This is a genomic window from Cohaesibacter haloalkalitolerans, from assembly GCF_003574655.1.
GTDB lineage: Bacteria > Pseudomonadota > Alphaproteobacteria > Rhizobiales > Cohaesibacteraceae > Cohaesibacter > Cohaesibacter haloalkalitolerans.
The window spans coordinates 405,591-431,133 of record NZ_QNUM01000004.1 but is presented as its reverse complement, the minus strand read 5'-3'; the positions used below and the strand labels follow the sequence as shown (position 1 = coordinate 431,133).

At 55.2% G+C, this 25,543-nt stretch carries 25 protein-coding genes; 14 read left to right on the top strand and 11 right to left on the bottom strand.

Features of this window, described 5'->3' with window-relative positions; genetic code table 11:
• Positions 1–17 precede the first annotated feature (17 nt).
• Positions 18–776, top strand: a complete 759-nt coding sequence (locus DSL70_RS12550; protein WP_119308255.1) for a hypothetical protein — start codon at positions 18–20, stop codon at positions 774–776.
• A gap of 222 nt (positions 777–998) precedes the next feature.
• On the opposite strand, the gene DSL70_RS12545 is transcribed toward DSL70_RS12550, so the two are convergent.
• On the bottom strand, positions 999–1,769 hold the full coding sequence (locus tag DSL70_RS12545) for a hypothetical protein (RefSeq protein ID WP_162916654.1): 771 nt from the start codon (positions 1,767–1,769) through the stop codon (positions 999–1,001).
• Positions 1,770–2,271: 502 nt separating this feature from the next.
• Here DSL70_RS12545 and DSL70_RS22260 point away from each other — a divergent pair.
• The 8 genes from DSL70_RS22260 to DSL70_RS12515 all read left to right on the top strand — a co-directional run bounded on the left by DSL70_RS22260 (position 2,272) and on the right by DSL70_RS12515 (position 10,293).
• Positions 2,272–2,643 carry a hypothetical protein gene (locus DSL70_RS22260; protein ID WP_162916652.1) on the top strand — a complete coding sequence of 124 codons (372 nt, stop codon included), beginning with the start codon at positions 2,272–2,274 and terminating at the stop codon, positions 2,641–2,643.
• Between the two features lie 442 nt (positions 2,644–3,085).
• Complete coding sequence (locus DSL70_RS12540; RefSeq protein WP_119308253.1) at positions 3,086–4,123, top strand: UDP-glucuronic acid decarboxylase family protein; 1,038 nt, start codon at positions 3,086–3,088, stop codon at positions 4,121–4,123.
• Positions 4,120–5,106, top strand: a complete 987-nt coding sequence (gene galE, locus DSL70_RS12535) for a UDP-glucose 4-epimerase GalE (protein WP_119308252.1) — start codon at positions 4,120–4,122, stop codon at positions 5,104–5,106. The genes DSL70_RS12540 and galE overlap by 4 nt, the downstream gene beginning before the upstream one ends.
• Positions 5,103–6,956 (top strand): glycosyltransferase, encoded by a 1,854-nt coding sequence (locus DSL70_RS12530; RefSeq protein WP_119308251.1) that lies wholly within the window; start codon positions 5,103–5,105, stop codon positions 6,954–6,956. Before galE ends, DSL70_RS12530 begins: the two co-directional genes overlap by 4 nt.
• A 66-nt stretch (positions 6,957–7,022) precedes the next feature.
• Positions 7,023–7,985: a glycoside hydrolase family 26 protein gene (locus DSL70_RS12525; RefSeq protein WP_162916650.1), complete on the top strand. Its 963-nt coding sequence runs from the start codon at positions 7,023–7,025 to the stop codon at positions 7,983–7,985.
• A gap of 9 nt (positions 7,986–7,994) precedes the next feature.
• Positions 7,995–8,528 (top strand): DUF995 domain-containing protein, encoded by a 534-nt coding sequence (locus DSL70_RS12520; RefSeq protein ID WP_119308249.1) that lies wholly within the window; start codon positions 7,995–7,997, stop codon positions 8,526–8,528.
• A gap of 203 nt (positions 8,529–8,731) precedes the next feature.
• Entirely contained in the window at positions 8,732–8,857 is a 126-nt protein-coding gene (locus DSL70_RS22755) for a hypothetical protein (RefSeq protein ID WP_280955352.1), read from the top strand.
• 119 nt (positions 8,858–8,976) lie between these two features.
• Positions 8,977–10,293 carry a class I SAM-dependent methyltransferase gene (locus DSL70_RS12515; protein WP_119308390.1) on the top strand — a complete coding sequence of 439 codons (1,317 nt, stop codon included), beginning with the start codon at positions 8,977–8,979 and terminating at the stop codon, positions 10,291–10,293.
• Between the two features lie 433 nt (positions 10,294–10,726).
• On the opposite strand, the gene argE is transcribed toward DSL70_RS12515, so the two are convergent.
• The 4 genes from argE to DSL70_RS12495 all read right to left on the bottom strand — a co-directional run bounded on the left by argE (position 10,727) and on the right by DSL70_RS12495 (position 14,990).
• Positions 10,727–11,926 carry an acetylornithine deacetylase gene (gene argE / locus DSL70_RS12510; protein ID WP_119308248.1) on the bottom strand — a complete coding sequence of 400 codons (1,200 nt, stop codon included), beginning with the start codon at positions 11,924–11,926 and terminating at the stop codon, positions 10,727–10,729.
• A gap of 5 nt (positions 11,927–11,931) precedes the next feature.
• Positions 11,932–13,413 carry a tripartite tricarboxylate transporter permease gene (locus DSL70_RS12505; protein WP_119308247.1) on the bottom strand — a complete coding sequence of 494 codons (1,482 nt, stop codon included), beginning with the start codon at positions 13,411–13,413 and terminating at the stop codon, positions 11,932–11,934.
• Positions 13,414–13,425: 12 nt separating this feature from the next.
• On the bottom strand, positions 13,426–13,893 hold the full coding sequence (locus tag DSL70_RS12500) for a tripartite tricarboxylate transporter TctB family protein (RefSeq protein WP_205563244.1): 468 nt from the start codon (positions 13,891–13,893) through the stop codon (positions 13,426–13,428).
• Positions 13,894–14,012: 119 nt separating this feature from the next.
• On the bottom strand, positions 14,013–14,990 hold the full coding sequence (locus DSL70_RS12495; RefSeq protein WP_119308245.1) for a Bug family tripartite tricarboxylate transporter substrate binding protein: 978 nt from the start codon (positions 14,988–14,990) through the stop codon (positions 14,013–14,015).
• A 144-nt stretch (positions 14,991–15,134) separates the two neighbouring features.
• Between DSL70_RS12495 and DSL70_RS12490 the strand changes: the two genes are divergently transcribed.
• The 3 genes from DSL70_RS12490 to DSL70_RS12475 all read left to right on the top strand — a co-directional run bounded on the left by DSL70_RS12490 (position 15,135) and on the right by DSL70_RS12475 (position 17,922).
• The gene (locus DSL70_RS12490) at positions 15,135–16,046 is read left to right on the top strand and encodes a LysR family transcriptional regulator (protein ID WP_119308244.1); all 912 of its coding nucleotides are present in this window, start codon (positions 15,135–15,137) and stop codon (positions 16,044–16,046) included.
• Positions 16,047–16,189: 143 nt separating this feature from the next.
• Entirely contained in the window at positions 16,190–17,215 is a 1,026-nt protein-coding gene (locus DSL70_RS12485; RefSeq protein ID WP_119308243.1) for a DUF4424 family protein, read from the top strand.
• 407 nt (positions 17,216–17,622) lie between these two features.
• Entirely contained in the window at positions 17,623–17,922 is a 300-nt protein-coding gene (locus DSL70_RS12475) for a hypothetical protein (RefSeq protein WP_119308241.1), read from the top strand.
• A gap of 169 nt (positions 17,923–18,091) precedes the next feature.
• On the opposite strand, the gene DSL70_RS12470 is transcribed toward DSL70_RS12475, so the two are convergent.
• From DSL70_RS12470 to DSL70_RS12455, 4 genes are all read right to left on the bottom strand, one after another.
• Positions 18,092–19,366 carry a TRAP transporter large permease gene (locus DSL70_RS12470; RefSeq protein WP_119308240.1) on the bottom strand — a complete coding sequence of 425 codons (1,275 nt, stop codon included), beginning with the start codon at positions 19,364–19,366 and terminating at the stop codon, positions 18,092–18,094.
• Positions 19,363–19,851, bottom strand: coding sequence for a TRAP transporter small permease (locus DSL70_RS12465; protein WP_245418201.1), 489 nt, complete (start codon positions 19,849–19,851; stop codon positions 19,363–19,365). The genes DSL70_RS12470 and DSL70_RS12465 overlap by 4 nt, the downstream gene beginning before the upstream one ends.
• A gap of 87 nt (positions 19,852–19,938) precedes the next feature.
• The gene (locus tag DSL70_RS12460; protein ID WP_245418200.1) at positions 19,939–20,898 is read right to left on the bottom strand and encodes a DctP family TRAP transporter solute-binding subunit; all 960 of its coding nucleotides are present in this window, start codon (positions 20,896–20,898) and stop codon (positions 19,939–19,941) included.
• A gap of 48 nt (positions 20,899–20,946) precedes the next feature.
• Positions 20,947–21,693 (bottom strand): FCD domain-containing protein, encoded by a 747-nt coding sequence (locus DSL70_RS12455; RefSeq protein ID WP_119308238.1) that lies wholly within the window; start codon positions 21,691–21,693, stop codon positions 20,947–20,949.
• Between the two features lie 235 nt (positions 21,694–21,928).
• Here DSL70_RS12455 and DSL70_RS12450 point away from each other — a divergent pair, with 235 nt between their 5' ends.
• Positions 21,929–22,831: a dihydrodipicolinate synthase family protein gene (locus DSL70_RS12450; protein ID WP_245418199.1), complete on the top strand. Its 903-nt coding sequence runs from the start codon at positions 21,929–21,931 to the stop codon at positions 22,829–22,831.
• Positions 22,832–22,915: 84 nt separating this feature from the next.
• On the opposite strand, the gene bla is transcribed toward DSL70_RS12450, so the two are convergent.
• Positions 22,916–23,794 (bottom strand): class A beta-lactamase, encoded by an 879-nt coding sequence (gene bla, locus DSL70_RS12445; protein ID WP_119308236.1) that lies wholly within the window; start codon positions 23,792–23,794, stop codon positions 22,916–22,918.
• A gap of 190 nt (positions 23,795–23,984) precedes the next feature.
• Between bla and DSL70_RS12440 the strand changes: the two genes are divergently transcribed.
• Positions 23,985–24,902, top strand: a complete 918-nt coding sequence (locus DSL70_RS12440) for a LysR family transcriptional regulator (protein ID WP_119308235.1) — start codon at positions 23,985–23,987, stop codon at positions 24,900–24,902.
• 100 nt (positions 24,903–25,002) lie between these two features.
• On the opposite strand, the gene DSL70_RS12435 is transcribed toward DSL70_RS12440, so the two are convergent.
• Positions 25,003–25,461: a TrmO family methyltransferase domain-containing protein gene (locus tag DSL70_RS12435; protein WP_119308234.1), complete on the bottom strand. Its 459-nt coding sequence runs from the start codon at positions 25,459–25,461 to the stop codon at positions 25,003–25,005.
• Positions 25,462–25,543 lie beyond the last annotated feature (82 nt).

The following is a 25,543-nucleotide window of genomic DNA, read 5'->3' as shown; positions in this document are numbered from 1 at the left end:
AGGAAAGGACGCACCCCATGAAACACACTCTGACCTTCGCCGCCCTTTTGCTTCTGGGCACAAACCTCGCAGCGCCGGCACGCGCAGAGAATGTCATCATTGCCGAATGTCACGGCAATGGAGCGGATTTCTATCTTTCAAACTTTGATCGCGAGAATATTGTCGCCGCTGGCGAAAGTGTCGGGCTTCCCCCGCCGCCATCTGCTGAAGCAATTCTCGTTGTTGATCGCAAGACCGGCGCCTATCACTGGGACAGTCGATCCCGGTCGGCTATCGCCAAGGAATGCGGTGGGGAAGAGGATGACCTCGCTCTGTTTGAAGGCATTCAGCCCAAACCCGGCCTGTGGCAGGCTCGCCTTGGGGCGACACGCCTTGATGGCTGTCCGCCGATCATGGAACAGGTCTTCCCCAAATCGCCCGGCGCTCTACCGCCGGAATGGCAGCAGCCCCGTCCGCTGACCTATCAGGCGCCATTTCATCCGGACAAACTGGAATTGACCCGGACACTTGAGGCGCAGGGCAAGAGCAAGATCACATGGCGCACCGCGGGCAATGATGCCTGGGAAGCGGAGATCTTCTCGGAATTGTTCGACCAGATGCCCGCCGGAGAAGGGCTCGGCAGCAAGATGACATGGAACCTCACGGTCAAGAGCCCGACCGAGATCGAGCACATCTCGACCGTTCACATGGTCTTGCCAGCCGAAGCTGCGGCGGTGATGGGGGGCAAGGATTGCAAGATGGTCAGCACCAATGCGTGGATACGGGTGGGGGATTAGGCGCGGCTCTCCATCATTCCAGCAAGCATCATGCATTCTGACAATTGTCATCGCGCTGCATTCGACCGGTTTGAGGCCATATGGGACGTTGAAATCGTGCCAAGGACACGCATTAGGAACGTAGAGCAAGCATTAGTTTTTAAAGTTCTTGGCCAATCAAAGCAGTGCCTGCAGCTAGAGCTGGGTCAATGCGCAAATTTGACCAAGCCATCGGCTTATCCCCTATTCATCCACGATCCGGCATTTTGTAAGCCGCCAATCAATTTTTGGTTTAATCTTTGCGTCCCGTAAGGCCACCGCCAAGCCGTCGCTCATGAACAGCTTGCCTGGCACTGTGGGCTCTATCCAAATGTCTGGTCCTTCCTCAGCTTTTTCCGTTACGGCGACATCACCATCCGCTTCCGGATAGACATCCCAAGGCTGAAGGTTCCGCTCCTTGTTGAAATAGGACGGGAAGACTTTTTGGCTTTGCTCGGGAACGAAAGTGTTTTTTTGGTTGCCAAAATGCAGAAAATAGTAGCTGCTTGGATAGAGTATCTTTTCATCGGCCCGATAGATTGGGAATTGCACCAATCCGCCTGCTCCCATATCAAAGAGGGAGAATATGTCCGCCAAATCTTGCTTAACAACTAGGAAGCCCGCGGCCCAAAAAAGAGATTTCATTTTCTTGAAGCGACTTTCGTCGTAAACAGCAAAAGATTCAGGAAAATCTTCTCTGTTCAGAACTTCTCCCTCAATACAGTTATTCATTGAAGTTATTATTTTTTTTGGCCTAGTAGGGCCTATGTATCGCTCGTATGGTTGTTCCCAGGGCTCGCCATAAAACTTTGCACGCAGTCCCGGCCGGTCGCCCAACTGTTGATCGCTTGTCACATTGCAGAACCAAACCATTTCTTTCTCCCGATCTTTCTCGTCTTGGCATTTGAGCAGAAAGGGTGGGTTTTGCAAAGGCAGCTTCGTCCGCGATTGCTGTTTCCGAAGCAGGATAGTCATTTTCAGCTGTTGACCCGACCGCAGCAAAGCCTCTTGGGGACATTTGCCATTCGCTACCGATCCGGTGTCAGTTTTGAGCAATTGGCCTTGCCATATCCCTATGGCATCAGGGAATTAGAGGATGGCAGGAATTGCGATGGGGGAGGGCGGGGCTCCAGCTTGGCTCGTTCCATCAGAGTCTTTTTGACACCCTGACGCGAGTTTTCAGAAGACGACAATATATATTTCGCGAGACTAAATTAATCAATACATACACTTAAAAATTGTATACTTAAATTAGGCTTGTCTAATATCTCTTTTCTTGCTGATTTTATTTGGTTTAATAAATAATTAACTTTTTAAACTCACAATATTGCCCAAGTTTGCAATTAAACCCCTCAAACTTGTAAACAGAATCAGATAAAGTTCAACTCTTGTGAATGCGTAGCGTCGAGCTTCAACGGAGCGCGCGCAAGGTGAGTTGTCGTTCTCTCTTCTGATGAAAGGTTGATCTGGAGCAATTATGCATCTTTTGAAGACGCTTATCGCAAAATCCTCGAACTCAGGTGGTGCCAAAACGCCCGAAATTCTGGTTGGTATGGCTTGTTTGTTGCTGGTGGCCTGCCAAAGCACACCCGGAGACAAAAGTGTTTCAGTTTCAACATATTCTCCGAAACTGAGCTATGTATCTCAGACTGCAAGTGTTCGGTCGAAAACAACCGGATTCTCGAGCGGCACCTATGCTGCAGCAAAGCCAGTACGCAAGGCCAGTTACACGCCGATTCAACTTGCCTCTAATCAAAATACCAGGCCTGAAAAGCTGTATCTTGGTTCGGCAAACTATATCTGTTCCGCAAGCGGCTTTGGTTCACGAGCAAGCTGTCGAGCACGATAAAAGCAAGAAATTTACCTGTTAAGATGGGTCCGGATTGCGGGCCCTTTTTTTATGCTCCGTATGTGCAATTACCCGTTCAAATGAGAGTTTGAAAGAACTTGAGTTGGAATGGTTATGATTCTACCTTAGGTGGAATTTTTCTTTTTTCTTACATTATTGGTAAAATTGTGTTAAAATAGTTCCCTTAATCGATAAGTGATCTCGCAATTTGCGCTTGGGGGAAAATAATTCCTAACACCCGGACGGAATCTGCGAGCTCGATAAAAATCAAACCAGCAGGCACCGCAGCTTTGAAAGAAGCCCGAATTGGAGATCGGTAACAAACAGAAACGTCCGGACAGGCATTGCCGGGCACCATAACAGCTGCCGATTCAATCCAGCCACGTCAGAAAGACTTCAAATTAAAAGCGGCGGTGCATTAGGCCTTCACGGAGGAGCCAATATGCATAATTTGAAGCACTCGGGTGCGTATTCACGCCTCGAGAACGGGAAAGTGCGCCGCAAATTCAGCAAAACAATTCTGGTGGCTGGGGGAGCCGGATTCGTAGGAACGCATCTTTGCAAAAGACTGCTGGATGCGGGGAACAAGGTCATTTGCGTGGATAGTCTGATGACAGGCAGGCAATCCAACATCCAGTCTTTTGTTGGCGACGAGAACTTCCGTTTTGTTCTTCATGACATCATCAAGCCTTTGAAGATTTCGAAGCCCATTGACGAGATCTATAATCTCGCGTGCCCGGCCTCGCCTCCACACTATCAGGCAGATCCGGTCCATACCATGCAGACCTGTATTCTGGGGTCGATCAATCTGTTGCGCCTCGCCCGGAAGAAGGGGGCAAAGATCCTTCTGGCTTCAACATCCGAGGTCTATGGCGATCCCAAAGTTCATCCGCAGCCGGAGAATTACTGGGGCAACGTCAATACGGTTGGCCCGCGGTCCTGTTATGACGAAGGCAAGCGGTGTGCCGAAACGCTGTTTCATGACTATGCCGAGCGGGATGGCATTGAAGTGAAGATCGCGCGCATCTTCAACACCTATGGTCCGTTGATGAGACCGGACGATGGTCGTGTCGTATCAAACTTCATCTGCCAGGCTTTGCAAGGGTTACCTCTAACGGTTTATGGCGATGGCCAGCAGACGAGATCCTTCTGTTATGTTGACGATCTTGTATCCGGGCTGGTGGCGTTGATGGCGATCGGCAAGGAGGTTTGTGACCCGGTGAACCTTGGCAATCCCGGAGAATTCACTGTTATGGAACTGGCCTGTCTGGTCAGGGAAATGACATCTTCCAGATCCCGTATCGAGCACCTGCCTTTGCCAAAAGACGATCCGGTCGTTCGGCGCCCGTCCATTACGCGCGCCAATCGCCTGCTCGGATGGCAGCCAACCATCCCGCTCCGAGAAGGGCTGGAGAAGACTGTCGCCTATTTCGCCGCCGAGATCTTTGCCAATGAGCCAATTGTCGAGGTGGCCGAATGACCGGGCAATCCATACTGGTTACCGGGGGGGCTGGTTTTATCGGGAGCCATACCTGCAAGCTTTTGGCTTCAGATGGCTTTATCCCGGTAACATATGACAATCTGAGCACGGGCAATTTGTCCGATGTGAGATACGGACCTTTCGTGCAGGGGGAACTCGGCGATGTCGGGAAACTGGTCGATACCATCAATAAATATCGACCCGTCGCTGTCATGCATTTTGCCGCGCTTGCCTATGTGGGGGAGTCTGTTGAACATCCCGCCCGGTATTATGGGACCAACGTAGGAGGGACACTGAGCCTTTTGGGAGCCTGTCATGCCATGCAGCTTGACAAGATCGTGTTTTCAAGCAGTTGCGCAACATATGGCGTTCCTGACAGGTTGCCCATAACGGAACAGACACCGCAGATGCCAATCAACCCCTATGGGGTCACGAAGTTGATTGTCGAGCGCATATTGCAGGACTATCGCGCAGCCTATGGCCTGCAGTCGGTCATTCTTCGATATTTCAACGCGTGCGGGGCTGATCCTGATGGCGAGTTGTCTGAGAAGCACTCTCCGGAAACCCATATCATTCCGCTCGCGCTCATGGCGGCAAGTGGTCGGGCCGAAAGGCTCAGGATTTTCGGCACCGACTATGAAACGAAGGATGGGACCTGCGTTCGGGATTATATCCACGTGAGCGATCTTGCGAGGGCCCATGTGCTGGCAGTCAGGCACCTCTTGCAGGGCAAGGGAAGCATGATTGTCAATCTTGGGTCCGGCATCGGGATCTCGATACTGGAAATTCTCGACACGGTCCGCCAGCAGACCGGGCATGACGTGCCGGTGCAAATCGCTCCGCGCAGGCCCGGTGATCCTCCGGCCCTTTATGCCGATCCGGCCTTTGCCGAGAAAGCTTTGGGGTTCAGAACGGAGATGTCGGATATCGGTTCAATCATAAAGACCGCAGCGCCGACCTTTGGCCTGGAGGTGAGGTCATGACAAACACAGACCGGACTCATGTTGCTCCTTTGGGGGCAATTGACAGATCGGAGTCTGGGCTGCTCGTCCCGGTATTCACCCATCGTCAAAAATGGGTCAATGACGGCGGCCTTGTGCTCTGGTTTGCCAGTCTGGTCTGGTTCTGGAACTGGTGGCTGACGAGAGAACATGTCATCGGGGTTGCCTGGTATGCAGCCCTGTCGGTTACGCTCCTGTGGGTCACCCTGCTGCCTTTGTATTTTCTGCTGATTTTTCGCGGTGCGTGCAAGCCGAGATCAGGCTTGACCCCACCTGAGGGCGTGCGGATTGCCATGGTTGTGACCCAGGCGCCGTCAGAACCGTTTGCCGTTTTGGTGAAGACACTCGCAGCCATGCTCAATCAACGGCTTCCGGATGGGGTTTCTTACGATGTCTGGCTCGCATCTGAAAAACCGGATGCAGAGACCAAACATTGGTGCGCAGAGCACGGGGTTCATCTTTCGACAAGGCAGGATGATGCAGCCTACCATCGCGCGACCTGGCCAAGAAGAACCCGCTGCAAGGAAGGCAATCTGGCCTATTTCTACGATCATTTTGGCTACAGAAATTATGATGTTGTCAGTCAGCTGGATGCAGATCACGTGCCGGAAGAGGATTATCTCTGGCATATGCTGGTTCCTTTCAACGATCCGCAGGTGGGGTATGTCTCGGCCCCGTCCATCTGCGACGCAAACGCGGCGACCAGTTGGTCGGCCCGCAGCCGCCTCTATGCAGAGGGATCTCTGCATGGGGCTTTGCAGGCCGGTTACAACAATGGGTGGGCGCCATTGTGCATTGGTTCACATTACGCTGTGCGAACAAAAGCTTTGCAGGCAATTGGCGGTCTGGGGCCTGAACTGGCTGAAGATCATTCCACTACATTGCTGATGAATGCTGGTGGCTGGAAAGGTGTACATGCGCTGGATGCCACTGCGCATGGAGACGGGCCGGCAACCTTCGCCGATCTCGCAACGCAGGAATTTCAATGGTCGCGCAGTCTTGTGACAATCCTGCTGCGCCACTCGTCCGAGTATGTGCCGCATTTGAATGGGCGGCTCAAATTTCAGTTCCTGTTCTCGCAGTTGTGGTATCCGCTTTTCTCGGTGTTCATGGGCTTCATGTTCCTGCTTCCCGGTATCGCCTTGTTGCGGAACGAACCATTTGTCGGGGTAACCTACCCGGAATTCCTGCTGCATTTCGTGCCAATGTCAGTGATTCTTGTCGCGCTCGCCATTTTCTGGAAACGTGGTGGCTGGCTACGCCCCATGTCGGCAAAAATCATCAGCTGGGAAGCATCGCTTTTCCTGCTTGCGCGCTGGCCGTGGGCCTTGATGGGCAGTCTGGCTGCGGTCTGGGACCGCTTCAGCCATGGATTTGTCGATTTCAAGGTCACGCCGAAAGGAGCGCACGGCAAGCAGTTGGTGGCATGGAAAATCATAGCACCATATCTGCTGCTGTCTGCTGTTTCTGCCGCCCCGATTGTCGGGATAGACAACGAGAGCGAAGCAAGAGGGTTCATCCTTTTTGCTGCAGTCAATGCAGGTGCCTATGCGTTCATTGCCGCGTTGATCATTCTTCAGCACTACCGTGAGACTGAAGGAAACTTCTATTGGGCGATCCTCAGACAGCCGATTCATGCTGCTGTGGTGGGCATGATGCTTCTCTTGCCAATGCAATTGTTGACAGACAAGGGAGCCAGCGCAATCGAGGCATTGTCCTATGGAGCAGACCCGCTGCGACTGACCAGAACCTCCTACATAGTCGCCGGGGCAGGGATGGGACGAAGTGGAACGCGGCATGTTTCACTCTCATTCAGGTGGATGTCGGAATAAATAAAAACGGAGAGCAAGAGACCCAAGGCAGCAGAATAAAGCTGACCGGGTCGGGAGGGGAAAGCTATGAAGGCAACACTATTTGCAATGCAAACCGGAACGTCGACGAAGCTGATCATGACGGTAAGCGCACTTTCTTTGCTGGCACTATGTTTTACCACGGTAAAGCTCTCGGCGACGGAAACGCCAACCGCAAAAGGCAAGGGCCCCGTGGTGAACACGGGAACGCCAATCGAATTGGGCAGCTACGATCCATACGGAACGTTCAAAGACGACCGTGTTGTGAAAATTGAACATCTTTTCCTGCCATGGGAAGATGTCGAGCTCAGCAGCATGTTTCAGGCCGATGCCTATGCTCGAGAACGGGGGCGGGATCTCTTGATCACGGTTGAACCCTGGTCCTGGTCACAGGACTGGCGCCTGATGCCTGTCGATCTGCGCAATGCCATTCTGAACGGCTCCTATGACCCGAACATGCGAGCTATCTGTAAAATCGCAGGTGAGCTGAAAAGCAATGTCACCATTCGCTGGGGCCAGGAAATGGAAGACCAGGACGGGCGATTCACATGGTCTGGCTGGCGCCCTGATGACTATATCAGGGCCTATCGCAGAATGGTCGATCTCTGCCGCAAGGAGGCGCCCAAAGCCAAATACATGTGGTCTCCGAAAGGGTTGGAGGGATTGCAGGCCTACTATCCCGGCGACAACTATGCCGACAGTATCGGCCTGTCGGTCTTTGGCTTGCAAAAATATGACAATGACAAATTTGGTCGTGACAGAACGTTTGCAGAGCTTCTGAAACCCGGATACGACCTTACGGTGCCGTTCAACAAGTCGATCGTCGTTGCCGAATTGGGCTATGTCGGAAAACAGGCATATGTCGACAATTGGAAACAGACTGTCACGGAAGTGGAAGGCGACTTCCCCGAACTGAATGCTGTTGTCTACTTCAATGACAAGGAAGTCCATCCTTGGCCGGAAGGTTACGGACGGCCCGACTGGCGCATTGAATATCAAGTTCTGGAGTAGGAGGGAACCATGAAACGCCATGAGCAACTCGTCACGATGATCGCTTCCGGTGTGCTGCTACTTGGTTGCCTGTCTGCTTTCGCGGATCAGGACAAGCCTGAATTTGACGATCCCCAAACTCAGGCGCTCTTTGAAGCTTCAAAACCGATGACTGGCGACCATCTCTGGGCGGTCTTTACCAATCACACCTGGAAATGGCAGGCTGGAGGTGGATTTTTTGCAGCGCGCAAGCAGGCCTTTACGGCCTGGTCGAGAGAAGGGGGGAACCCGAGCGTTGGCGATGGACGATGGTTCACCTTGACCAGCAAGGGCAGCCTCTGTTTCCGCGCTACTTGGAGGGCCATGGACGGCAGCGCCCCTGCCGTAACCTGTTTCCGCCATCGTATTGTCGGCAACACCATCTTTCAGAAAAAGGATCCTGATGGCGAGTGGTATGTCTTCAAGCATGCCAAGCGTACATACGGAGACGAATTCCTGAAACTCCTTGAAGGCGATTATGTTTACCACCCCAAGAAGCGGGTGGAAGTGGAATTGGACAACTAGGGCTTCGTTCCGGCTTCCTTTGAATGCCTTCCATTCTGACGGATCGAATGTGGAGCAATCGGGCAGACAGGTCATGGCAGTCACCCGTCGACCGAGGCGGCCAGTAACCAAACGGGCCAAATGAGCTTATGCATTCCTGCCCCAGCTCCTGGTTTGCTCCGCCTCTCGGTGATCGCCGAACAATCTCCGAGAGGAGGGGCCGAATGAGCCGAGGCCTTGCGAAGAAACGCATTGACCAGCCTCAGTCCCCTTCCTGCACAGCTGTGGCCAACATGCGGTTCACAGTCGTCAACCCTGCCATCGCCAAGCGTCTGCCGGAACGCGGCTGACCTGTGGGGGGCGGGGCACAGACATTTGCCCATTGCCATACTCCCGTGACAATGGCAGCCTATCCCTCTTGAAACCGACGCGCAGTGTCTGCATGCTAAATGAACAGGCAGGGGTCATCATGACAGGGCAAAAGGGAACACAGAGGCAACTGAAGGCAACACTTGCCCTGCTCAACGAGGTGGCCAAGGCACTCGATGCCGACATCACCATTGAACTCTGGGACGGAACCAGAGTGTCACTGGGCAGCAACCCGGCACCCGATCTCACCATACGGGTGGCCGATCCCGGCGTCATCGCCTCGCTGTTGCGCCGCCCCGGCCTTGATCGCATCATCCGCCCCTATATCAAGGGTCTCATCGAGATCAAGGGCGGCACGCTCTATGATGTCGGTCTGCTCTTCGCCTTCAGCCCTTCGCGCAAGCGACTGAGGAAGATACCCAAGGGCACCATCCTGTCTTTTCTCTCCTCCTTCCTGTTTGCGCCCGGTGTTAGCCTCGACGCCAGTCGGACCTTTTCCGGCGATGAGAGCGACCATGGCAAACGCCGGCCCAAAAGCGATGAGACCGAATTCATCCAGTTCCACTATGATGTCGGCAACGATTTCTACGAGCTGTTCCTTGATGAGCGTTGCCTCTATAGCTGCGCCTATTTTACCGACTGGAACAATTCGCTGGATCAGGCCCAACATGACAAGCTCGAGATGATCTGCCGCAAGCTGCGCCTCAAACCCGGCGAGCGTTTTCTCGATATCGGTTGCGGCTGGGGTGCCCTCATCTTCCATGCCGCCGCAAATTATGGCGTGAAGGCCCATGGCGTTACCCTGTCCGAAGCCCAGCTAACCCATGTTCGAGAACAGATCAAGGCAAAGGGGCTTGAAGACCGCGTCAGTGTGGAGCTCAAGAATTATGTTGATCTTGAAGGCCCCTTCGACAAGATCGCCTCTGTTGGCATGATGGAGCATGTCGGGGAGGACAATCTCGACGTCTATTGCGCCACCATCAACCGCCTGCTCGTCGACAAGGGGCTGTTTCTCAACCACGCGATATCCCGCAAGGCCAAGAAGCGGAAGAGCCGCTTCTCCTCCCGCCCGGAGCAGCGCGCCCTGCAGAAATACATCTTCCCAGGCGGGGAACTGATTGATCTGGGCCGGACCATTGCCAGCCTTGAGCAGAACAAGTTCGAGGTGATGGATGTGGAAGGCTGGCGCGAGCATTATCAACGGACCACGAAACTCTGGCTTGATCGGCTTGAGGCCAACCGCGACAGGGCGGTGGCGTTGGTGGGGGAGGACATCTACCGCATCTGGATCGCCTATCTGGCCGGATCGTCCCTTGCTTTCTTGCGCGGCTCGGCTCGCCTCTATCAGGTGCTTGTCAGCAAGAATCCCAAGGGACCGACAAAGCTGCCGCCTAGCCGGTCCGATCTCTACCGCTGAGCCGTGACTGTCAACGGGTAAGTCATTTTGATCCCGCCAAGCCCCGTCCTTCCAGGTGTGCGATGTGGCTGGTAAGTGTCAGCGGATCTGCCGAGAATTGCGGATTGGGCAAAGAAAAACCCGGCGCGGGGTGTCCGGGGTTTGCAAGTCGTTTGGGGATTGGAAAATCCCGCTCGGTGCTGGGCGTAGCGTTCACTACGATTGTCCGGGTCGTTGCCCGGTTGGCCTTTGTGGCTTGTTCGAAGAGCTTTACGGTTGATCCCGATTCTTGTCTATATGCGGTTGTACGAATGTTTAAAACTTGCCAGAGATCAAAGCGACCATCCGTCACCTGAGACCTGCGCGGACAGCGGAATAGCACCCAGAGGTTTGACCTGCGCCCAATCTCCTGATGGTGTGAGGGCGCAGGGTCGTTGTTGCCTGGTCAAGGAAGTCAGAGCGGCTTTTTCAACTCTGCCGTCAGGTCATCAAGGAAGCTCAGGCACTGTTCTATCTGTTCGATATCAATGAACTCATTGGGCTTGTGCGCCTGCTTGATGGAGCCCGGGCCGATGATGATGGCAGGAATTTTACCCATCGTTTCAAAGACGCCACCTTCCGATCCGTAGGAGACTTTGCCGCCCCATTCGGTCATCAGGTGGGCGTAGCGTTCGAAGCCGGCAGTGCCACGGGCGTCTCCCATGGCGGGGTAGGCGAAGATGCGCTCCCATGTCACGCCACAGGTTTCCGATCGGGCCGTCATCTTCGCAGTGATGTCGGTGTCAATGGCATCAAGCAGGGCCTGCATGTCTCCTTCGGCATCCATGCCGCTGATCGAGCGCAATTCGAAGGTGAAGCTGCAGCTGCCCGGGGTGACGTTGGTGGCAACACCGCCGCTGATCATGGTGGTCAACATGGTGGCGTGCGGGACGGTGAAGTCCTTATCGAACGGGCCTTCCTGCTGGTAGCGCTCGGCACGCTCGGCGATGGTGCTGATGATCCGGGCAGCATATTCCACCGCGTTGACATGCTCAGGCGCGAAGGAGGAGTGGCCCGAGGTTCCCTTCACACGGGCCCGCATGGCAATCTTGCCCTTCTGGCCAGTGATCAGTTCCATCTCGGAAGGCTCGCCGATGATGGCCAGCTCTGGTGGAACATCGAGCTCTGCCAGCCAGCGGGCAACCGCAGGAGCCCCCAGACATCCCACTTCCTCATCGTAGGAGAAGCAGATATAGACCGGACGCTTGAGGTCGGCCTTGGCGAAAGCATCGGCCGCAGTGAGGACACAGGCGTCAAAGCCCTTCATGTCGCAAGCGCCGCGGCCATAGATCCGACCATCCCTTTCGTCTGCACTGAAGGGGGGCGTTACCCATGTTTCTTCGTTGGCCGGGACAACGTCGGTGTGCCCGGACAGAACCACGCCCGGAACGTCGGCTGGCCCAAAGCGTGCAATCAGGTTGGCTTTGGTGCCTTCTTCGTTGGGCAGGATGGTAATCTCTGCGCCCAGTTTAGCGAGAGTTTCGGCTGCATAGTCGATAAGCGCTCTGTTTGAACGACTGGATACGGAATCATATCCAATCAAAGCCCCCAGATGCGCCTTTGCCCTTTCAAGAGCAGGATGTTGGAGCGTGGGGGCTTCGATGGTGAGGCTCATTGGTCTCAAGCCTTTCTATTTCTGGATTTGAGGAACTCTCGTCGGACGGTGAGCCCGACGACAAGGACGATCAGCACTGCAAAGATCATCGTTATGGGCGATGAGATCAGCACAGACGGATCGCCACGGGAAATGGCGAGTGCGCGGCGCAGGTTCTCCTCGATCATCGGCCCGATGATGAAGGCGATGAGGAAGGGTGCCGCAGGAATGTTGAGCAGGAACATGATGAAACCGGTGACGCCCATGATCAGCAACACGGCCACATCGAACATGCTAGAGGCAATCGAGTAGATGCCGAATAGGCAGAGCAACAGGACCAGCGGAGCCAGCAGGGACTGAGGGATACGGGCAACATGGGAGAAGGCCCGCATGATGACCTTGCCTGCAAAGAACAACAGAACCGAGGAGAAGAGCATACCGATGAACAGCATGTAGACCTCGTGGATGTTGGTCTGGAACAGCAGTGGTCCCGGGGTCAGGCCTTGGATCATGAAGGCGCCGAGCATGACGCCGGTGATGACGTCGCCGGGGACACCAAGCGCCAGCAGCGGGATCATGGTCGCTCCACAGGCGCCGTTGTTGGCCGATTCCGATGCGGCGATGCCTTCCAGCTCGCCATTGCCGAAATTGCTGCCATTCTTGGAGGTGCGCTGTGCTTCACCATAGGAGAAGAAGGCAGCCGCAGAAGGCCCGATGCCGGGGATGGCACCAAGGACGGCCCCAATGGCAGAACCGCGCAAAATGGATTTGAGCGATGCCATGAACTCGCTACGGGTCACCTTCTGGTCGCCCAGCTTGGCGGCTTCGTTCTTGTGGGCCGCGCGGAAGACGATAAGCTTTAACAGCTCCGGCAGGGCAAACAGACCGATAAGCACTGGCGCGACCGACAGGCCAGCCTGCATGTCTTCGGTAAAGGCAAAGCGGAAGGAACCATAAAGGTCTTCGCCAGCCGTTGCCAGCAACAGGCCGAAGAGAGCAGAAATCAGCCCCAAAAGCAGGGAGTTGCCTGAAACGCCAGCCACGGTGGTGAGGGCAAACAGCATCAGCATGAAATATTCCGGTGGTCCCACGCGCAGGGCGAGGACGGCCAGCGGTGCGGCAAGGAAGATCAGCGACAGGTTCGAGATGAAGTCGCCAATCACCGAGGAATAAAGCGCCATGTTGAGCGCCTTGCCAGCCTTGCCCTGACGGGCAAGCGGATAGCCGTCAAGGGCCGTACAGGCCGCAGAAGCGGTGCCGGGGGTCTTGATCAGAATGGCCGATACCGAGCCGCCATAGGTCGAGCCCTTGTAAAGGGCGACCAGCAGCAGAATGGACGGAACCGGTTCCATGTAGAAGGTGAAGGGCAGGGCAAGGGTAACAGCCATCGTACCGGTCATGCCGGGAATGGCTCCGATGATCACACCGCCCCAGATGCCAGCGGCCATGATCAGGAGATTCTGCCAGGTTGCTACAGCCTGCAGGGCATAAAGAATGTCGTGCGCCATGAAAGTCTCCGATCAGAAGCCGAATTGTTTGGTCAGGATCCCAACGGGGAACTGGGTTCCCAGCGCCGAATGAAAGATCAACTGGAGCAGGATCGGACCGAACAGGGACAGTCCAAGGATCCAGAAGCGGTAGTTGCGCTCGCCGGTCAAAAGGACCATCGCGCCGGTCAGGGCCATGGAGGCAACGAGAAAGCCGACATAGGGCATCAGCCAGACGTAAGCCGTAAAGGCGACCAGAGCGCCAATGAACCGGGTGATCTGGACTGTTCTTGGTGCGCCATCGCTTTCGATCACTTCGCTTTCTCCCATGCGGCCGAGCAGGGCCAGAATGAAGAGAAGGATGCCAAGGCCTGCGCCAATGATGGAGATGGTGCGCGGCCACATGTCGGGCGGTGGTGCAAAGCCGGGAATGAAGGCCGGGCGAGGCACATAGACCGGAATCAGGGCAAAGATGACGAAGGCGAAAAACGCAATAATCATTAGCCCGCAAAACCAGGGGCTACGGAGAATGGAATTGTGCATGTCGGGAGGTTCCCAGCAAATGGCGTGGCCCGGAAGGGGCCACGCTTCCTGTCAGATGATGTTGTTCTTTGCTATTTTCAGTTTGCTGGCAGGTAGCCGAACTTCTTTGCCAGGCCATTGAACAGCTCATACTGCTCTTTTGCGTAGGCGGTCATGTCAACCTTGCCAACGGTAGAGATGGAGCCACGACGGCCAGCCAGTTCCAGCCAGGTCTTGTCGGTTGCGACTTTGCCCAGAACTTCGTTCCACTTGGCAATAACGTTTTCAGGCAGACCCTTCGGAGCATAGAGTGCACTCCAGCCAGTGACCTGACCTGCCTGTTTGTAGCCGAGTTCGGCAGCGGTCGGGACGTTCGGCAACTTGTCCATGCGTTCCGGTGCGAAGACCATCAGCGCTTTCATGTCGCCGCTTTCGATATGTGGAATGAGAGAGCCGGCAGAGACGGCGAGGAAGTCAACATGGCCGCCGAGCAGGGCGGTAGCCAGTGCGCCGCCGCCTTTGTAAGGCACCAGAGTTGCTGCGGTGAGCGGGTCAAGACCGGCATCAGACAGCAGTGCCTGAGAGGTGAAGCCGTCAATTGCGGTTGCGCCGGATGCGGCATAGGTCATGGCGCCATTGCTGTCTTTGACAGCCTTCAGCAGCTCTTCAACGCTGTTGTAAGGCGAATCGCCCTTCACGGCGAGGATCATCGGTGTTGCTTCCAGCGCGGCAAGGAAGGTGTAGGCATCCCAGTTGGGGGTGGCTTGCGGGGTGACAGCCGGGGTCAGAGCCATGCCAACACGGGCCAGCAGCAGGGTGTAGCCATCCGCTTCGCCTTCCGCAACGGAACGGGCACCGTTCATGCCGCCTGCGCCGGGCTTGTTGACGACGGTGATCGGCTGACCAAGATAGGTTTTGGCAGTTTCAGCAAGGGCACGACCGGCAAGGTCGGATGCTCCACCCGGGCCATAAGGAATGACAAGGGTAACGGCTTGGGTCGGGTAGCTGTCTTCAGCCATAGCCGCGCCAGTGAAAAGAGCTGTCGCCATCGCGAGGGCGGAAATGATTTTTCTCATGTTCTAATGAACCTCTTAGGCTGCGGTCCGAAAAAGACCTATGGAAGGTGTTGGGATAATCCACAAAACTTATCTTTCACAGTATTCCATTTTTTGCAAGAAAATATGATAGTATGCAATTTTGTAATACTGAGGCAGAGAAAAATGATGAAAATCCGCGAATTAGAAGCATTCGATGCTTACATCCGCCTGGGTGGAATGCGCAGCGCAGCAGACGAATTGGGCCTTAGCCAGCCGATGATCAGTCGCCTGCTGATCGCGCTTGAAACGCGGGTCGGATTTGCCCTCTTTTTTCGTAAGCGAAACAAGCTGATACCGACGCCGGAGGCCTTCCAGTTTCACCAGACGGTGGTGCGGGGGCTGGAAAGCATCCGGTCTCTCTCTGAGGAAGCCCGGGCGATTGCCAACAACCAGCGCGGTCATCTGGTCATCGCTGCTCAACCTATTTTCTGCGACACCTTCCTGATTGATGCCATCGCCGAGTTTCAGAAGACCCATCCACATGTGTCGGTCAGGCTGCGCGATACGGGCATGAGTGAGATCATGCGCATGGTCGCGGAGCGAAGCTGCGACATGGCTTTGGGAATCACTCTTGATGCCGACCCCTATGGTGCAGACGTAACATCTCTGGCGATCTGTGAAGCACGTTGCCTCATGCCGAGGAACCACCCTCTGAGCGGGTTGAAAGAGGTGACGCTGCAGCAATTGAAGCGGGAGACCTTTGTAGATCTCGCCCCGGGCAGTCCACTCAGGACGCGCATTGACTTTATGATGCAGCACATTGAGGTGGAGCGTTCCATCGTTGCCGAGACGCGCACGCTGCACGGTATTGTCAGTCTGGTTGAAATGGGCGTCGGGCTGGCCATTGTCGATCCGGTTGCCTGTCTCCTGCTTGATGACGAGAAAGTGGTTCATTGTCCTCTGAGGCCTGCCATTCGATGGGATATCGCCCAGTTCGTCCCATCAGACCGGCCTCTGAGTGGCGTTGGCAAGGCCTTCTCGGATGTCGTTGCGAGCAGGGTCGAGATCCTCAAGACGGCCGGTGTCATCGACTAGGCTCCTCAAGGGGTGGTGAGGCGTGCTGACCATGCTGAACCAATTCAGAGGCGACCGGTTTCTTCGTTCACCTGTAGCATGGCAAAGGCCCGGGTTTGGGCGGATAATGGAGCAGGGGAATTATCGGAACAGGGAGGGAAGACATGAAGATTTTCCGTTTCTCCAGTATCCCGTCAAACCTTGCTTCTCTGATGAGTGTTGCTGTCAGTGTGCTCATTCTGCTGACCGGTGCCGGTCTGGCCTATGATGGGCCTGTGTATTCGCCGTTGCCACTGACGATGCCCAAACTTGGCATGAACAAGGATCTTTATGTTCGGCATACTTCCATTTCGATCAGCCGGGAGCTTGTCTCCTATGAGATGAAGATCGAGAATTATGCTGGTGCGGATACCGTTTCCACGCTCTATCTGCCCTTGCCATTCATTTCAGGCCATTGGGACACTGTGAATAATCGTCCTGATTTGTTTGGCGATCGCCCGTTGGGCGTGCGGGTTTTTGTCGAGGGTGCGGAAATCATCCCGAGCGTTCAGCTTCGTGCTCTTTATCATCAACTGGATGTTTCCGATCTGGTCAAGGCCGCAGGTTTGCCTCTGCATCCGGTATCGGAGAAGACGCTGCAGCTCCTGGAGTCAGCGCCTCCTGACGCCGTTCAGGCTCTCAAGGACAAGGGCATGGTTCCCGGTCGATGGAACGGCTGGGGTATCGAGGCGACCTATTATTGGCGTCAGTCCTTTGAGGCGAAGTCCTTCACGCATATCCGCATTGAACTGCTTCCTGCATATGGCGAGTTGGTCGATTACCTGATGAAAATCGGGGAGGACATCGGACTGGGTATCGATATGTCCGATCGCAAGCAGTTGTGCCTGAACGAGGAAGAGGATGCAAAAGCTGTCTCGCTGTTCAAAAACGAAAAGTTCGTGCCAAATCGCATTTTCGAACTCCCGGTTCTGAGGCGGCCCTTTGCGCATTGGGGCTCCGCCAATGGGACGTGGGACATCGAAGTCATATTGTCTGATGGCGATCTGATGGCTGGCATTTGTGGTGTCGGCAGGTTTGAAAAGGACCAGACCGGTCACTATCGGTTCAGCGATGACGATGTGGCCTATTCGTCCGGGCTTATCAAGGATCCGCCAAAAGAGCTTCAGATTTACTGGCTGACGCTTGAGTGATCTTGAGCACCGAGTATGGGGGCGTCGAGATCTCGGGATTGGCGTTCAACGAATTTCGCGTTGCAATGCCCGAGCAAAAGTCCACAGGCATTCCTCTGCTTCAGAGCGATGAAGCGGAGCATTTCGGGCTGGATGGGGCAATGTTACAGCCATTTGAGAGCAAGCCACACACCATGGATTGATACAAGGACGGGCATGCGACTGTGGGTTTCCGTTAGGTACTGGTTGGCTGTGTTTCAATTGTAACTAACTGAAATGTTTGCGGGAATAGATTCAATTAATATTACAAAACCAATCGAAAACGTGATTGTAGGCGTCTTGAACGGGGAGGTCGGGGAGCCCATTTGATCGGTATAGCAGTGAACAAGGTGTCGCATCCAAAACAAAGAAAATATGAGGAAAAAACGATGAGAAAACTGACTACTGCTCTTTCCGTGCTTGCCATTAGTGCATTTGCATTTGGTGCGTCCGCTTCGGCCTCCCAGCGGGTGGATTCACACTCTCTGACCGATGTACAGGCCAAACAGCTTGTTCAGGAAAACGGTAGCGTACTGCTGTCCACTGGTCCTGATCTGTATGATCGCTATGTAGCCAACGGGGCTTATTGTTTCTTCGGTGAACAGCCGGAACCCGCCTATGTCCCGACTGCCAACTCCAGTTCGGCATTTGTCGGCTACACCTGTGCTCCTGACTTCGATCAGAACTAAACCAGAGCCATAGATCTTTGCCCAAAACGGGCGAAATGAATTGATCTTGCTTTTCGTCACGGCACTGCATCTTCTGATGCATCTGCCGTGACGCTATTTTGCCCGATGGTGACGGATCAGGTTCCCTGAAAACCACCATCGCCTTCAAACGTCTTCCGCTTCAAAACTTCTATTGCATCAGATCTGGCAGCCCGGTTGCCAGAGCCGGGAAGACGCAGACCAGCCCCAGAACCATCAACGGCGGAACCAGCCAGGGCAGTATGGCCTTGGCAAGCTTGTGGTAGGGTATTTCGCCCACCTGAGCGACGACGAATAGTGCCATCCCCATGGGCGGTGTGAGGGTGGAGATCATCAGATTGAGCACCACGATGATACCGAAGTGCACCGGATCGATGCCGAAGCTCAGGGCCAGCGGGATCAGGATCGGAACAACCACCAACAGGATGGCAAGGCTCTCGATAAAAGCACCCAGAACGAAAATCATCAGATTGACCGCGATCAGGAAGCTGAGCTTTGAATCAACAAAGGCCAGAAAGAAATTGGCGATCTGCTGCGGCGCCTGTTCCCTTGCCAGCACAAATCCAAGCACGGAGACACCGGCGATGATCGTGCCGATGGTTGCCGAGGTGACTGCTGTCTCATAGACCGCGCGGAAAAAGCGTGGCCAGGTCAGATTGTGGTAGATCAGCAAATCGATCAGGATTGCATAGAGAACCGTAACGGCAGCAGCTTCGGTTGGTGAAAAGAAGCCGCTGAAAATGCCGCCGATGATGACAAACGGGGTCAGCAGCGCCGGGAAGCTCCGCAGGAACAGCTCGCCGACCTGTCGGCATGAGTAATGGTCGTCCTTGGGGTAGTGGCGCAATTTGGCGATGACATAGACCATGACCATCAGCGCGACCGCACACAGCACCCCGGGGACAACGCCGCCAAGAAACAGCTTGCCGATGGAGGTGTTGGAAATTACGCCATACAGCACCATGGTAATCGATGGCGGCACAATCGGACCGATCATCGAAGAGGCGGCGGTCACCGAACCGGAGAAGGAATCATCATAGCCGGCGTCGCGCATGGCCTTGATTTCCATCTTGCCCAGACCACCGGCATCGGCAACCGCAGAGCCTGACATGCCGGAGAAAAACAGCGAGGCCAGCACATTGACATGTCCGAGGCCACCGGTGAAACGCCCGACAAGGGCGCGGGCAAAACCGAAAAGGTGATTGGTGATCCCGGCCGAGTTGAGGATGGCTGCGGCAAGCAGGAACAGCGGAATGGCCAGCATGGGAAAGCTGTTGAGCCCGTCCACCATGCGCTGGACCGAAAAGGCCATGCCCATCCCGGTGTGATAGAAATAGCCGATGGACACAAGGATCATCGAAATGCCGATTGGCACTCCGGCGAAGACAAGAAACAGCCAGCTTGTGCAGATGATGATGAGTATCATGCTTCTTTGCCTCCTTTGATTTTCGGTTGCCAGCCGGTCGAGAGCTGCGACCAGATGCGATTGCTCACCCGCCAGATGATGAAGAGTGCGGCAACGGGGTATGAGGCATAAAGCACGGCGTCGGAGAACGGCAGTGTGACCGCTTCATTGTGCCATGTGCGAATGACTGTCTTGTAGCCGATCCAGAGCAGGTTGATGGTGACGGCCAGATAGACGAGGTCGATCAACGTGAAGAGAACAAGACGGAATTTTGGAAAAAAGGCGTCAATCACGATGCTCATTCTGAGCTGTACATTCTGCCGCTCAGCCTCGCCGATGGCGATCATCGCCATCCAGACCCAGATCCATCTGGCCATTTCTTCAGTCCAGACCGGGGCGACAAACAGCCCGAAACGCCCAAAAACCTGCAGAAGAACGACGAAGATCAATCCCAGAAACAGGATGGTTGCGGCTATTCCTTCTATTGAATATTTTCTTTTCGTCACCACCAGGCCTCCCACAAAGTATGACGTTGCCGTCCGTCAAGCGGCGGCATCATGGCGTGATCGCCGCAGCGACCACGCCATGGCTGACTATTTCTTCATGAGCGAGGTGACGCTGCTTTCACCGAATTCGGCTTCCAGCTCCTTGTAATATGGCTCCATGGCTGCCTGGAACGGGGCGGTGTCGGGTTTGGTGATGGTGATGCCGAGGCCCTTGAACTTGTCGATCAATTCTGCTTCGGCCTTGTAGGTCAGGTCATTGTTGACCTTGCGCCCGGCTTCACTTGCCTTGAGGAGCCAGCCCTGTTCTTTCTCGGAGAGCGAGTTCCATGTCTTGAGAGAAACTTGCACAGCTTCGGACGCGACGAAATGGTTGGTCAGGGCGATATATTTCTGCACTTCGTAGAATTTCATTTCCTCGATCGTGTTCAGCGGGTTTTCCTCGCCATCCACCTGATTGGTCTGCAGCGCCAGATACACTTCCTGGAATGCGACAGGTGATGGAGACGCGCCGGTGTTCTTGGCGTAGGCGATGAGGAAGGGGACGTTCGGGGTGCGCAGACGCAGCCCCTTCATGTCTTCCAGCGAGTTGATTGGCCGGTTGGATGTCGTCTGGCGGGTGCCGTAATACCAGACGTCGATGACCTTGACATCATTCATGAGGAAGGCATCATCCATCTTCTGGCCGAACGGGCCATGGATCAGGTCCATCAGATGATCATAGTCGGAAACGACATAGGGTGCCCCGATCAGTTTCAGTTCCGGGATGATGTAGCTCATGTCCGGATAGCCGGTCAGCGCCATGTCCAGTTCCCCCGCCTGGAGCTGCGCAACCATCGCTTTGAAGTCACCAAGCTGTGACCCCGGGAAGACCTTGAGTTCAAGCTCGCCGCCGGACACTTCCTTCAGTGTTTCGTTGAGCTGCATCACCCCTTTGTAGAGGTTGGATGCCTCGTTGTTCTGCATGCCGAATGTAATGGTCCGCGCTGCATAGGCGCTGGAAATCATCATGCATGTGGCGACTGTGCCCAAAAATAGTTTCTTTAACACCTTTATTCCTCCATTAAGGTTGTCATTTCAGGCAGCCCCACGGCAAATTCAGGGTTGCCTGTTTGCTTTGGCTCCTATCGTGATCGATTTCGCGCTTTTCAATCGTTCACGATAGGAACGGGTCAAGTGCTGATCCATCATGTCCGTGGCAGCGATGACGTCGCCGTCGATGATGTACTGACAGATCAGGCGGTGTTCTTCATAGCTTGTGTGGTTCTGTTCGAAAGGGTCGTCCTCCGGCGTTCTCTTTTCGAACAGGCCACTGACAAACATGTCATGCAGCTGAAGAATGATGGGATTGCCCAGAATGCAGACAATGCAGCGGTGAAAGGCGATATCTGTCGCTGCAAAATCCTTGGTTCCGATGGCCTTGAAATTCTGCTCCAGCGCCCTGGCGATGGTTGTGACCTGAAGATTGGATGCCCGCTGGACAGCGTGGCGGACGGCACCGATTTCAATGAACTGTCGCATCTGTTCCAGATGGGCTCCGCTTTCGGCGTCACCCAGCAGCCCCCGGATATGTTCGGCAGCCATTTGCAGGATGCCTTCAAGCGAGGGTTTGGTCACACGAGGGCGTTGACCCGCCGCAGCGCTGAGAAATCCCTGAAGTCGCATCTGTTTGAGCGCTTCCCGCACCGTGGGGCGGGATGTCTCGAACTGTTCGCACAACTCCCGTTCGGTTGGCAGAATATCGCCTTCTACCAGCTGGCCGAGCCGGATCTTCTCGATGAATTCCTCCGCGATCTGGTCGGCCATCCGTTTGGAAACAATGGTTGCAATCGTGTCTTCAGCCATTTCAAGCGATACTCCCGGTTCTCGTGGCTATTGATGAGCCCTATCGGTCTAACAGAAAACCGAAAAAAGAGAAATTGAACCGTGCTGATAAATATATTTGGTAATATCATAACTAATTATTGTCAAACCAAAAAGACGTGATATCCTATTTTGAACAAACCAAATAGACGAATGGATAATCCGGTCCCGGTTTTCGAGGAGGCGGGCTGGAACAGCAATGTGGGAGGAACTTTCGGTGACAAAAGCATTTAGCGGCACATATGCGGCGCTCCTGACAGGATTCGCAGACAATGGCGAACTTGATCGGGGGCGGCAGGACAATATTGTCGACCATGTCCTGAAGCAGGCGCTGACGGGGCTCTATGTCGGTGGCAGCAGCGGAGAGTCCGGTCTTATGTCGACCGACGAGTTGCTGGCGCAGCAGGGGATGGTTGCTGACAGGGCCAAGGGGCGGGATACGGTTTTGATTGCCCATGTCGGGCAACCCAGTCTTGCCGATTCCATGCAACTGGCCCGTCAGGCCAAGGCTTTGGGATATCGGGGTCTTTCAGCCTTGCCGCCGCATTCCTATCCCTTCTCGGACGAGGAAATCCTCGACTATTACACGGGGCTGGCCAGCGCGACCGATCTGCCGTTGATCGTCTATGAGATCCCGTCTCGCACCGGTCGGGCATTGCCGTTTGAGCTGCTCAGTGCGCTTTTGCAGCTGCCCAATGTGATCGGTATGAAATATACCAGCGCCGACATGTTCAAGCTGTGTCTTTTGCGTCGGCATCATCCGGACAAGACCTTCTTCTACGGCTTTGATGAGGTCATGGGGGCGGCGGTCTTTCTTGGCGCTGATGGCGGTATCGGCACGACCTATAATGTTCTGGGCAATCTCTATACTGCTCTCGATGCCGCCGTGCGGGCGGGCGATGTTGAAAAAGGCCGTGAGCTGCAGGGCATTTCGCAGGATTATGTCGAGAAGATCATTGCTACCGGCGTCATGCCTGGTGTGAAGTTCACCTTGCAATGCCTCGGCGTCGACTGTGGCCCGTGTCGCAAGCCGATGAAGCTGCGCAACGAGCAGGCGCAGCAGGATCTGAAAGCCTTTGTGACCAACGACGTACCGTTCCGCCACTGGCTGGCGCTGTAGACAGATCGTTTGGGGGCGGTCAGCAAGGGGGCACTGCAATCCTGACCTTGAAAGAGGACTGCAGTGCTGTCTGGTAAGGCCGCGTCAATGCGCCCGGATTTCGTCGATCACCGCCCGACCAATGTCAGAAATGGCTTCATTGCGCAAGGTGATGTCGGCATCGGTCGCGGTGACATAAATGGCGGTCACATAGGCCTCGCCATCCGGTTTCTTCAGAAAGGCAACGATGCCGCGCGTGCCATTGCCGCCGGTGCCGGTCTTGTCGCCGATGATCCAGCCTTCGGGCAGATGGGGGCGGATCAGCGCGCCAGCCACTTTGTCATCGATCATCCATTGTCTTAGCTGGCCAGCAGATGCCGGTTGCAGGGTTTCGCCGAACAGGAGCCGCGACAGGGACAAAGTCATGGCATCGGGCGTGGTGGTATCACGCGGATCGCCATCAATGCCTTCATTGAGATCAGGTTCCCAGCGATCCAGACGGGTCGTTTCATCACCGATGGTACGCAGAAACGTGGTCAGGCCAGCGGGACCATCCACCTTTTCCAGCATCAGGTTGGCTGCGGTGTTATCGCTGAGCGTGATGGCAGCTTCGCACAGGTCTGCAACATCCATTCCGCTCTCCACATGGTCCTTGGTGATGGGGGAATAGGATTGTAGCTGGTCTGCCTGATAGGTCACCCGGTCGGAAAGACTGACACTGCCAGCATCCACTCGGGCCAACACGGCGCCGCACATCAGGGATTTGAAGGTGCTGGCCATTGGAAAGCGCTGATCGGCCTTGTAGGCAAATAGGCTATCGGATGGTGTTGCGCGCAATGTGACGCCGATGCGGGCTCCGAGACGGGTTTCCCAGCTTGTGATGGTTTGTTTGAGATCCTGCGCGATGGCGCCGCCCGATGCGGTGATGCAAAGCGCGACAGCCAGCAGGGCGCCGTTGAGAGACGACAGACGTGTCTTTTTCATGTCTTTCCTCCATGGTTTGATTAAAGGGGCGGCCTGTCTGGCCTGAACTGTGTGACCGGGTGGCCCGGTGACCGGATTCTTCTTTTTTGACCCCATGACATCAGGAAATGTCATTTTGGGCACTATGCCCCGATGGGAATATGCTATCAAACGACTAATTCTCGTGTTTGATATTAGATTGAGTCATGTAATGGATCGCCCTGATATTCCCCTCAATGCTCTGCGAACCTTCGAGGCGACGGCCCGGCAGGGCAGCTTTACAAGTGCCGCCATAGAGCTGCGTGTCACCCAGGCGGCGGTCAGCCACCAGATTGCGCGGCTGGAAGACCTGCTCGGTTTTCAGCTGTTTCACCGCACGCGGGGCGGGCTTTCCCTGACGTCCGAAGCGGAAATGCTGCTGCCTGTTCTCACCGGCAGCCTTGACCGGATCGGCGGAATGCTGGATCGGTTTCAAGGCAAGCGCTTTGAGGAAACGCTGAATGTTGGCGTTGTGACCACCTTTGCCGTTGGCTGGCTTCTGGGGCAGTTGGAGGCATTCGAGTGTGCCCATCCGGGGATCCGTATCCGGGTGTTCACCAACAACAACCGCGTCAATATCGCGCAGGAGGGACTGGACGCGGCCATCCGCTTCGGGGATGGCCGATGGCCGGGGCTGGAGGCAACGCCATTGATGACGACGCCACTGACCCCCCTTTGTGCACCGTTCGTTGCGGCCAAATTGGCAGGCCCGGAAAGCCTCTATGACCAGACCTTGCTGCGGACCTATCGTTCCGATGAATGGCCGCTGTGGTTCAGCAAGGTCGGGCTGGTTCCGCCGCTTATCGAGGGGCCGGTTTTCGACTCGTCCGTGGCCATGGCGGATCTGGTTGCCAGCGGCTATGGCATTGCCTTGCTGCCAATCCGGATGTTCGAGGGGCGGCTGGCTGCGGGGGATCTGGTGCGGTGCTTTGACGAGGAAATCATCACGGGCAGTTATTGGCTGACCCGGTTGTCACAGAAAGATCCAAGCCCGGCCTACAGCGAATTCGAGGCATGGCTGGTCAAGGCCACAAAGGCGACCTCAGCACTCCGGTCGGGGCAGGCCGAGCACAACGGCGTTGACAAATGACGCCGAGTTTCATGCCTTCGCAATTTGTCGGAGGCAGCGGTCTGTCGTTCGTTTTTGTCGATGCTGTGTGGCGTGAGTGATGATCCGGCTCGAAGTTCACCTATGTGCTGGCGTCGAGCGGCAGGATCGTTTCGCTGATCCCTGTCTGCCAGAGAAAGCGCGGCCTCAGATCAAGGAGTGTCGAGCCGCTTTGGCAGTCGATGCATCCCCGAACGTGGATAAGGTTCTTTTCTATGCGGATGATGGTGGCGGTGCCCAAGCCAATCGGGTTGGGGCGATCCTCCGAGAGCGAGGCAAAAATTCCGATGCTGTCGCCACCGTCGGGCGGATTGCTCTTGAGAACGGACCGGTCAGCATCTCGCAGCCAGTAGAGGACCGTAAGATGGCTGATCGTGTCGAGCCCGAAGCAGCCTTCGTAGAAGACGGCGTCCAGTTCGAGCGTGTACTCCCGGTCGTGGTCTGGATAGGCGGGTGAGGCCGATGGCATTGGCTTTCTTTCTGCCGCCCAGATCTTGCCGATCGGGGTCAGTTCGAAGGGGTATGGTCTGAAATATGGCATTGGTTAATCCTGTTGTTGTTGGTATTTCACGGGTGTCAGCGCTATCTGCCGCTGGCGGGGCGCCGCTGATGCCACCCTTGTT

Bases quoted from the DNA above. Each gene is read 5' to 3' on its own strand.
- DSL70_RS12485 (WP_119308243.1), top strand. From the start codon at position 16,190: ATGAAGATTTTCCGTTTCTCCAGTATCCCGTCAAACCTTGCTTCTCTG.
- DSL70_RS12455 (WP_119308238.1), bottom strand. From the start codon at position 21,693: ATGGCTGAAGACACGATTGCAACCATTGTTTCCAAACGGATGGCCGAC.
- DSL70_RS12440 (WP_119308235.1), top strand. From the start codon at position 23,985: ATGGATCGCCCTGATATTCCCCTCAATGCTCTGCGAACCTTCGAGGCG.
- DSL70_RS22755 (WP_280955352.1), top strand. From the start codon at position 8,732: ATGAGCCGAGGCCTTGCGAAGAAACGCATTGACCAGCCTCAGTCCCCT.
- DSL70_RS12505 (WP_119308247.1), bottom strand. From the start codon at position 13,413: ATGGCGCACGACATTCTTTATGCCCTGCAGGCTGTAGCAACCTGGCAG.
- bla (WP_119308236.1), bottom strand. From the start codon at position 23,794: ATGAAAAAGACACGTCTGTCGTCTCTCAACGGCGCCCTGCTGGCTGTC.
- DSL70_RS12545 (WP_162916654.1), bottom strand. From the start codon at position 1,769: ATGACTATCCTGCTTCGGAAACAGCAATCGCGGACGAAGCTGCCTTTG.
- argE (WP_119308248.1), bottom strand. From the start codon at position 11,926: ATGAGCCTCACCATCGAAGCCCCCACGCTCCAACATCCTGCTCTTGAA.
- DSL70_RS12550 (WP_119308255.1), top strand. From the start codon at position 18: ATGAAACACACTCTGACCTTCGCCGCCCTTTTGCTTCTGGGCACAAAC.
- DSL70_RS12515 (WP_119308390.1), top strand. From the start codon at position 8,977: ATGACAGGGCAAAAGGGAACACAGAGGCAACTGAAGGCAACACTTGCC.
- DSL70_RS12525 (WP_162916650.1), top strand. From the start codon at position 7,023: ATGAAGGCAACACTATTTGCAATGCAAACCGGAACGTCGACGAAGCTG.
- DSL70_RS12490 (WP_119308244.1), top strand. From the start codon at position 15,135: ATGATGAAAATCCGCGAATTAGAAGCATTCGATGCTTACATCCGCCTG.
- DSL70_RS12540 (WP_119308253.1), top strand. From the start codon at position 3,086: ATGCATAATTTGAAGCACTCGGGTGCGTATTCACGCCTCGAGAACGGG.
- DSL70_RS12530 (WP_119308251.1), top strand. From the start codon at position 5,103: ATGACAAACACAGACCGGACTCATGTTGCTCCTTTGGGGGCAATTGAC.
- galE (WP_119308252.1), top strand. From the start codon at position 4,120: ATGACCGGGCAATCCATACTGGTTACCGGGGGGGCTGGTTTTATCGGG.
- DSL70_RS12520 (WP_119308249.1), top strand. From the start codon at position 7,995: ATGAAACGCCATGAGCAACTCGTCACGATGATCGCTTCCGGTGTGCTG.
- DSL70_RS22260 (WP_162916652.1), top strand. From the start codon at position 2,272: ATGCATCTTTTGAAGACGCTTATCGCAAAATCCTCGAACTCAGGTGGT.
- DSL70_RS12500 (WP_205563244.1), bottom strand. From the start codon at position 13,893: ATGATTATTGCGTTTTTCGCCTTCGTCATCTTTGCCCTGATTCCGGTC.
- DSL70_RS12475 (WP_119308241.1), top strand. From the start codon at position 17,623: ATGAGAAAACTGACTACTGCTCTTTCCGTGCTTGCCATTAGTGCATTT.
- DSL70_RS12495 (WP_119308245.1), bottom strand. From the start codon at position 14,990: ATGAGAAAAATCATTTCCGCCCTCGCGATGGCGACAGCTCTTTTCACT.
- DSL70_RS12435 (WP_119308234.1), bottom strand. From the start codon at position 25,461: ATGCCATATTTCAGACCATACCCCTTCGAACTGACCCCGATCGGCAAG.
- DSL70_RS12470 (WP_119308240.1), bottom strand. From the start codon at position 19,366: ATGATACTCATCATCATCTGCACAAGCTGGCTGTTTCTTGTCTTCGCC.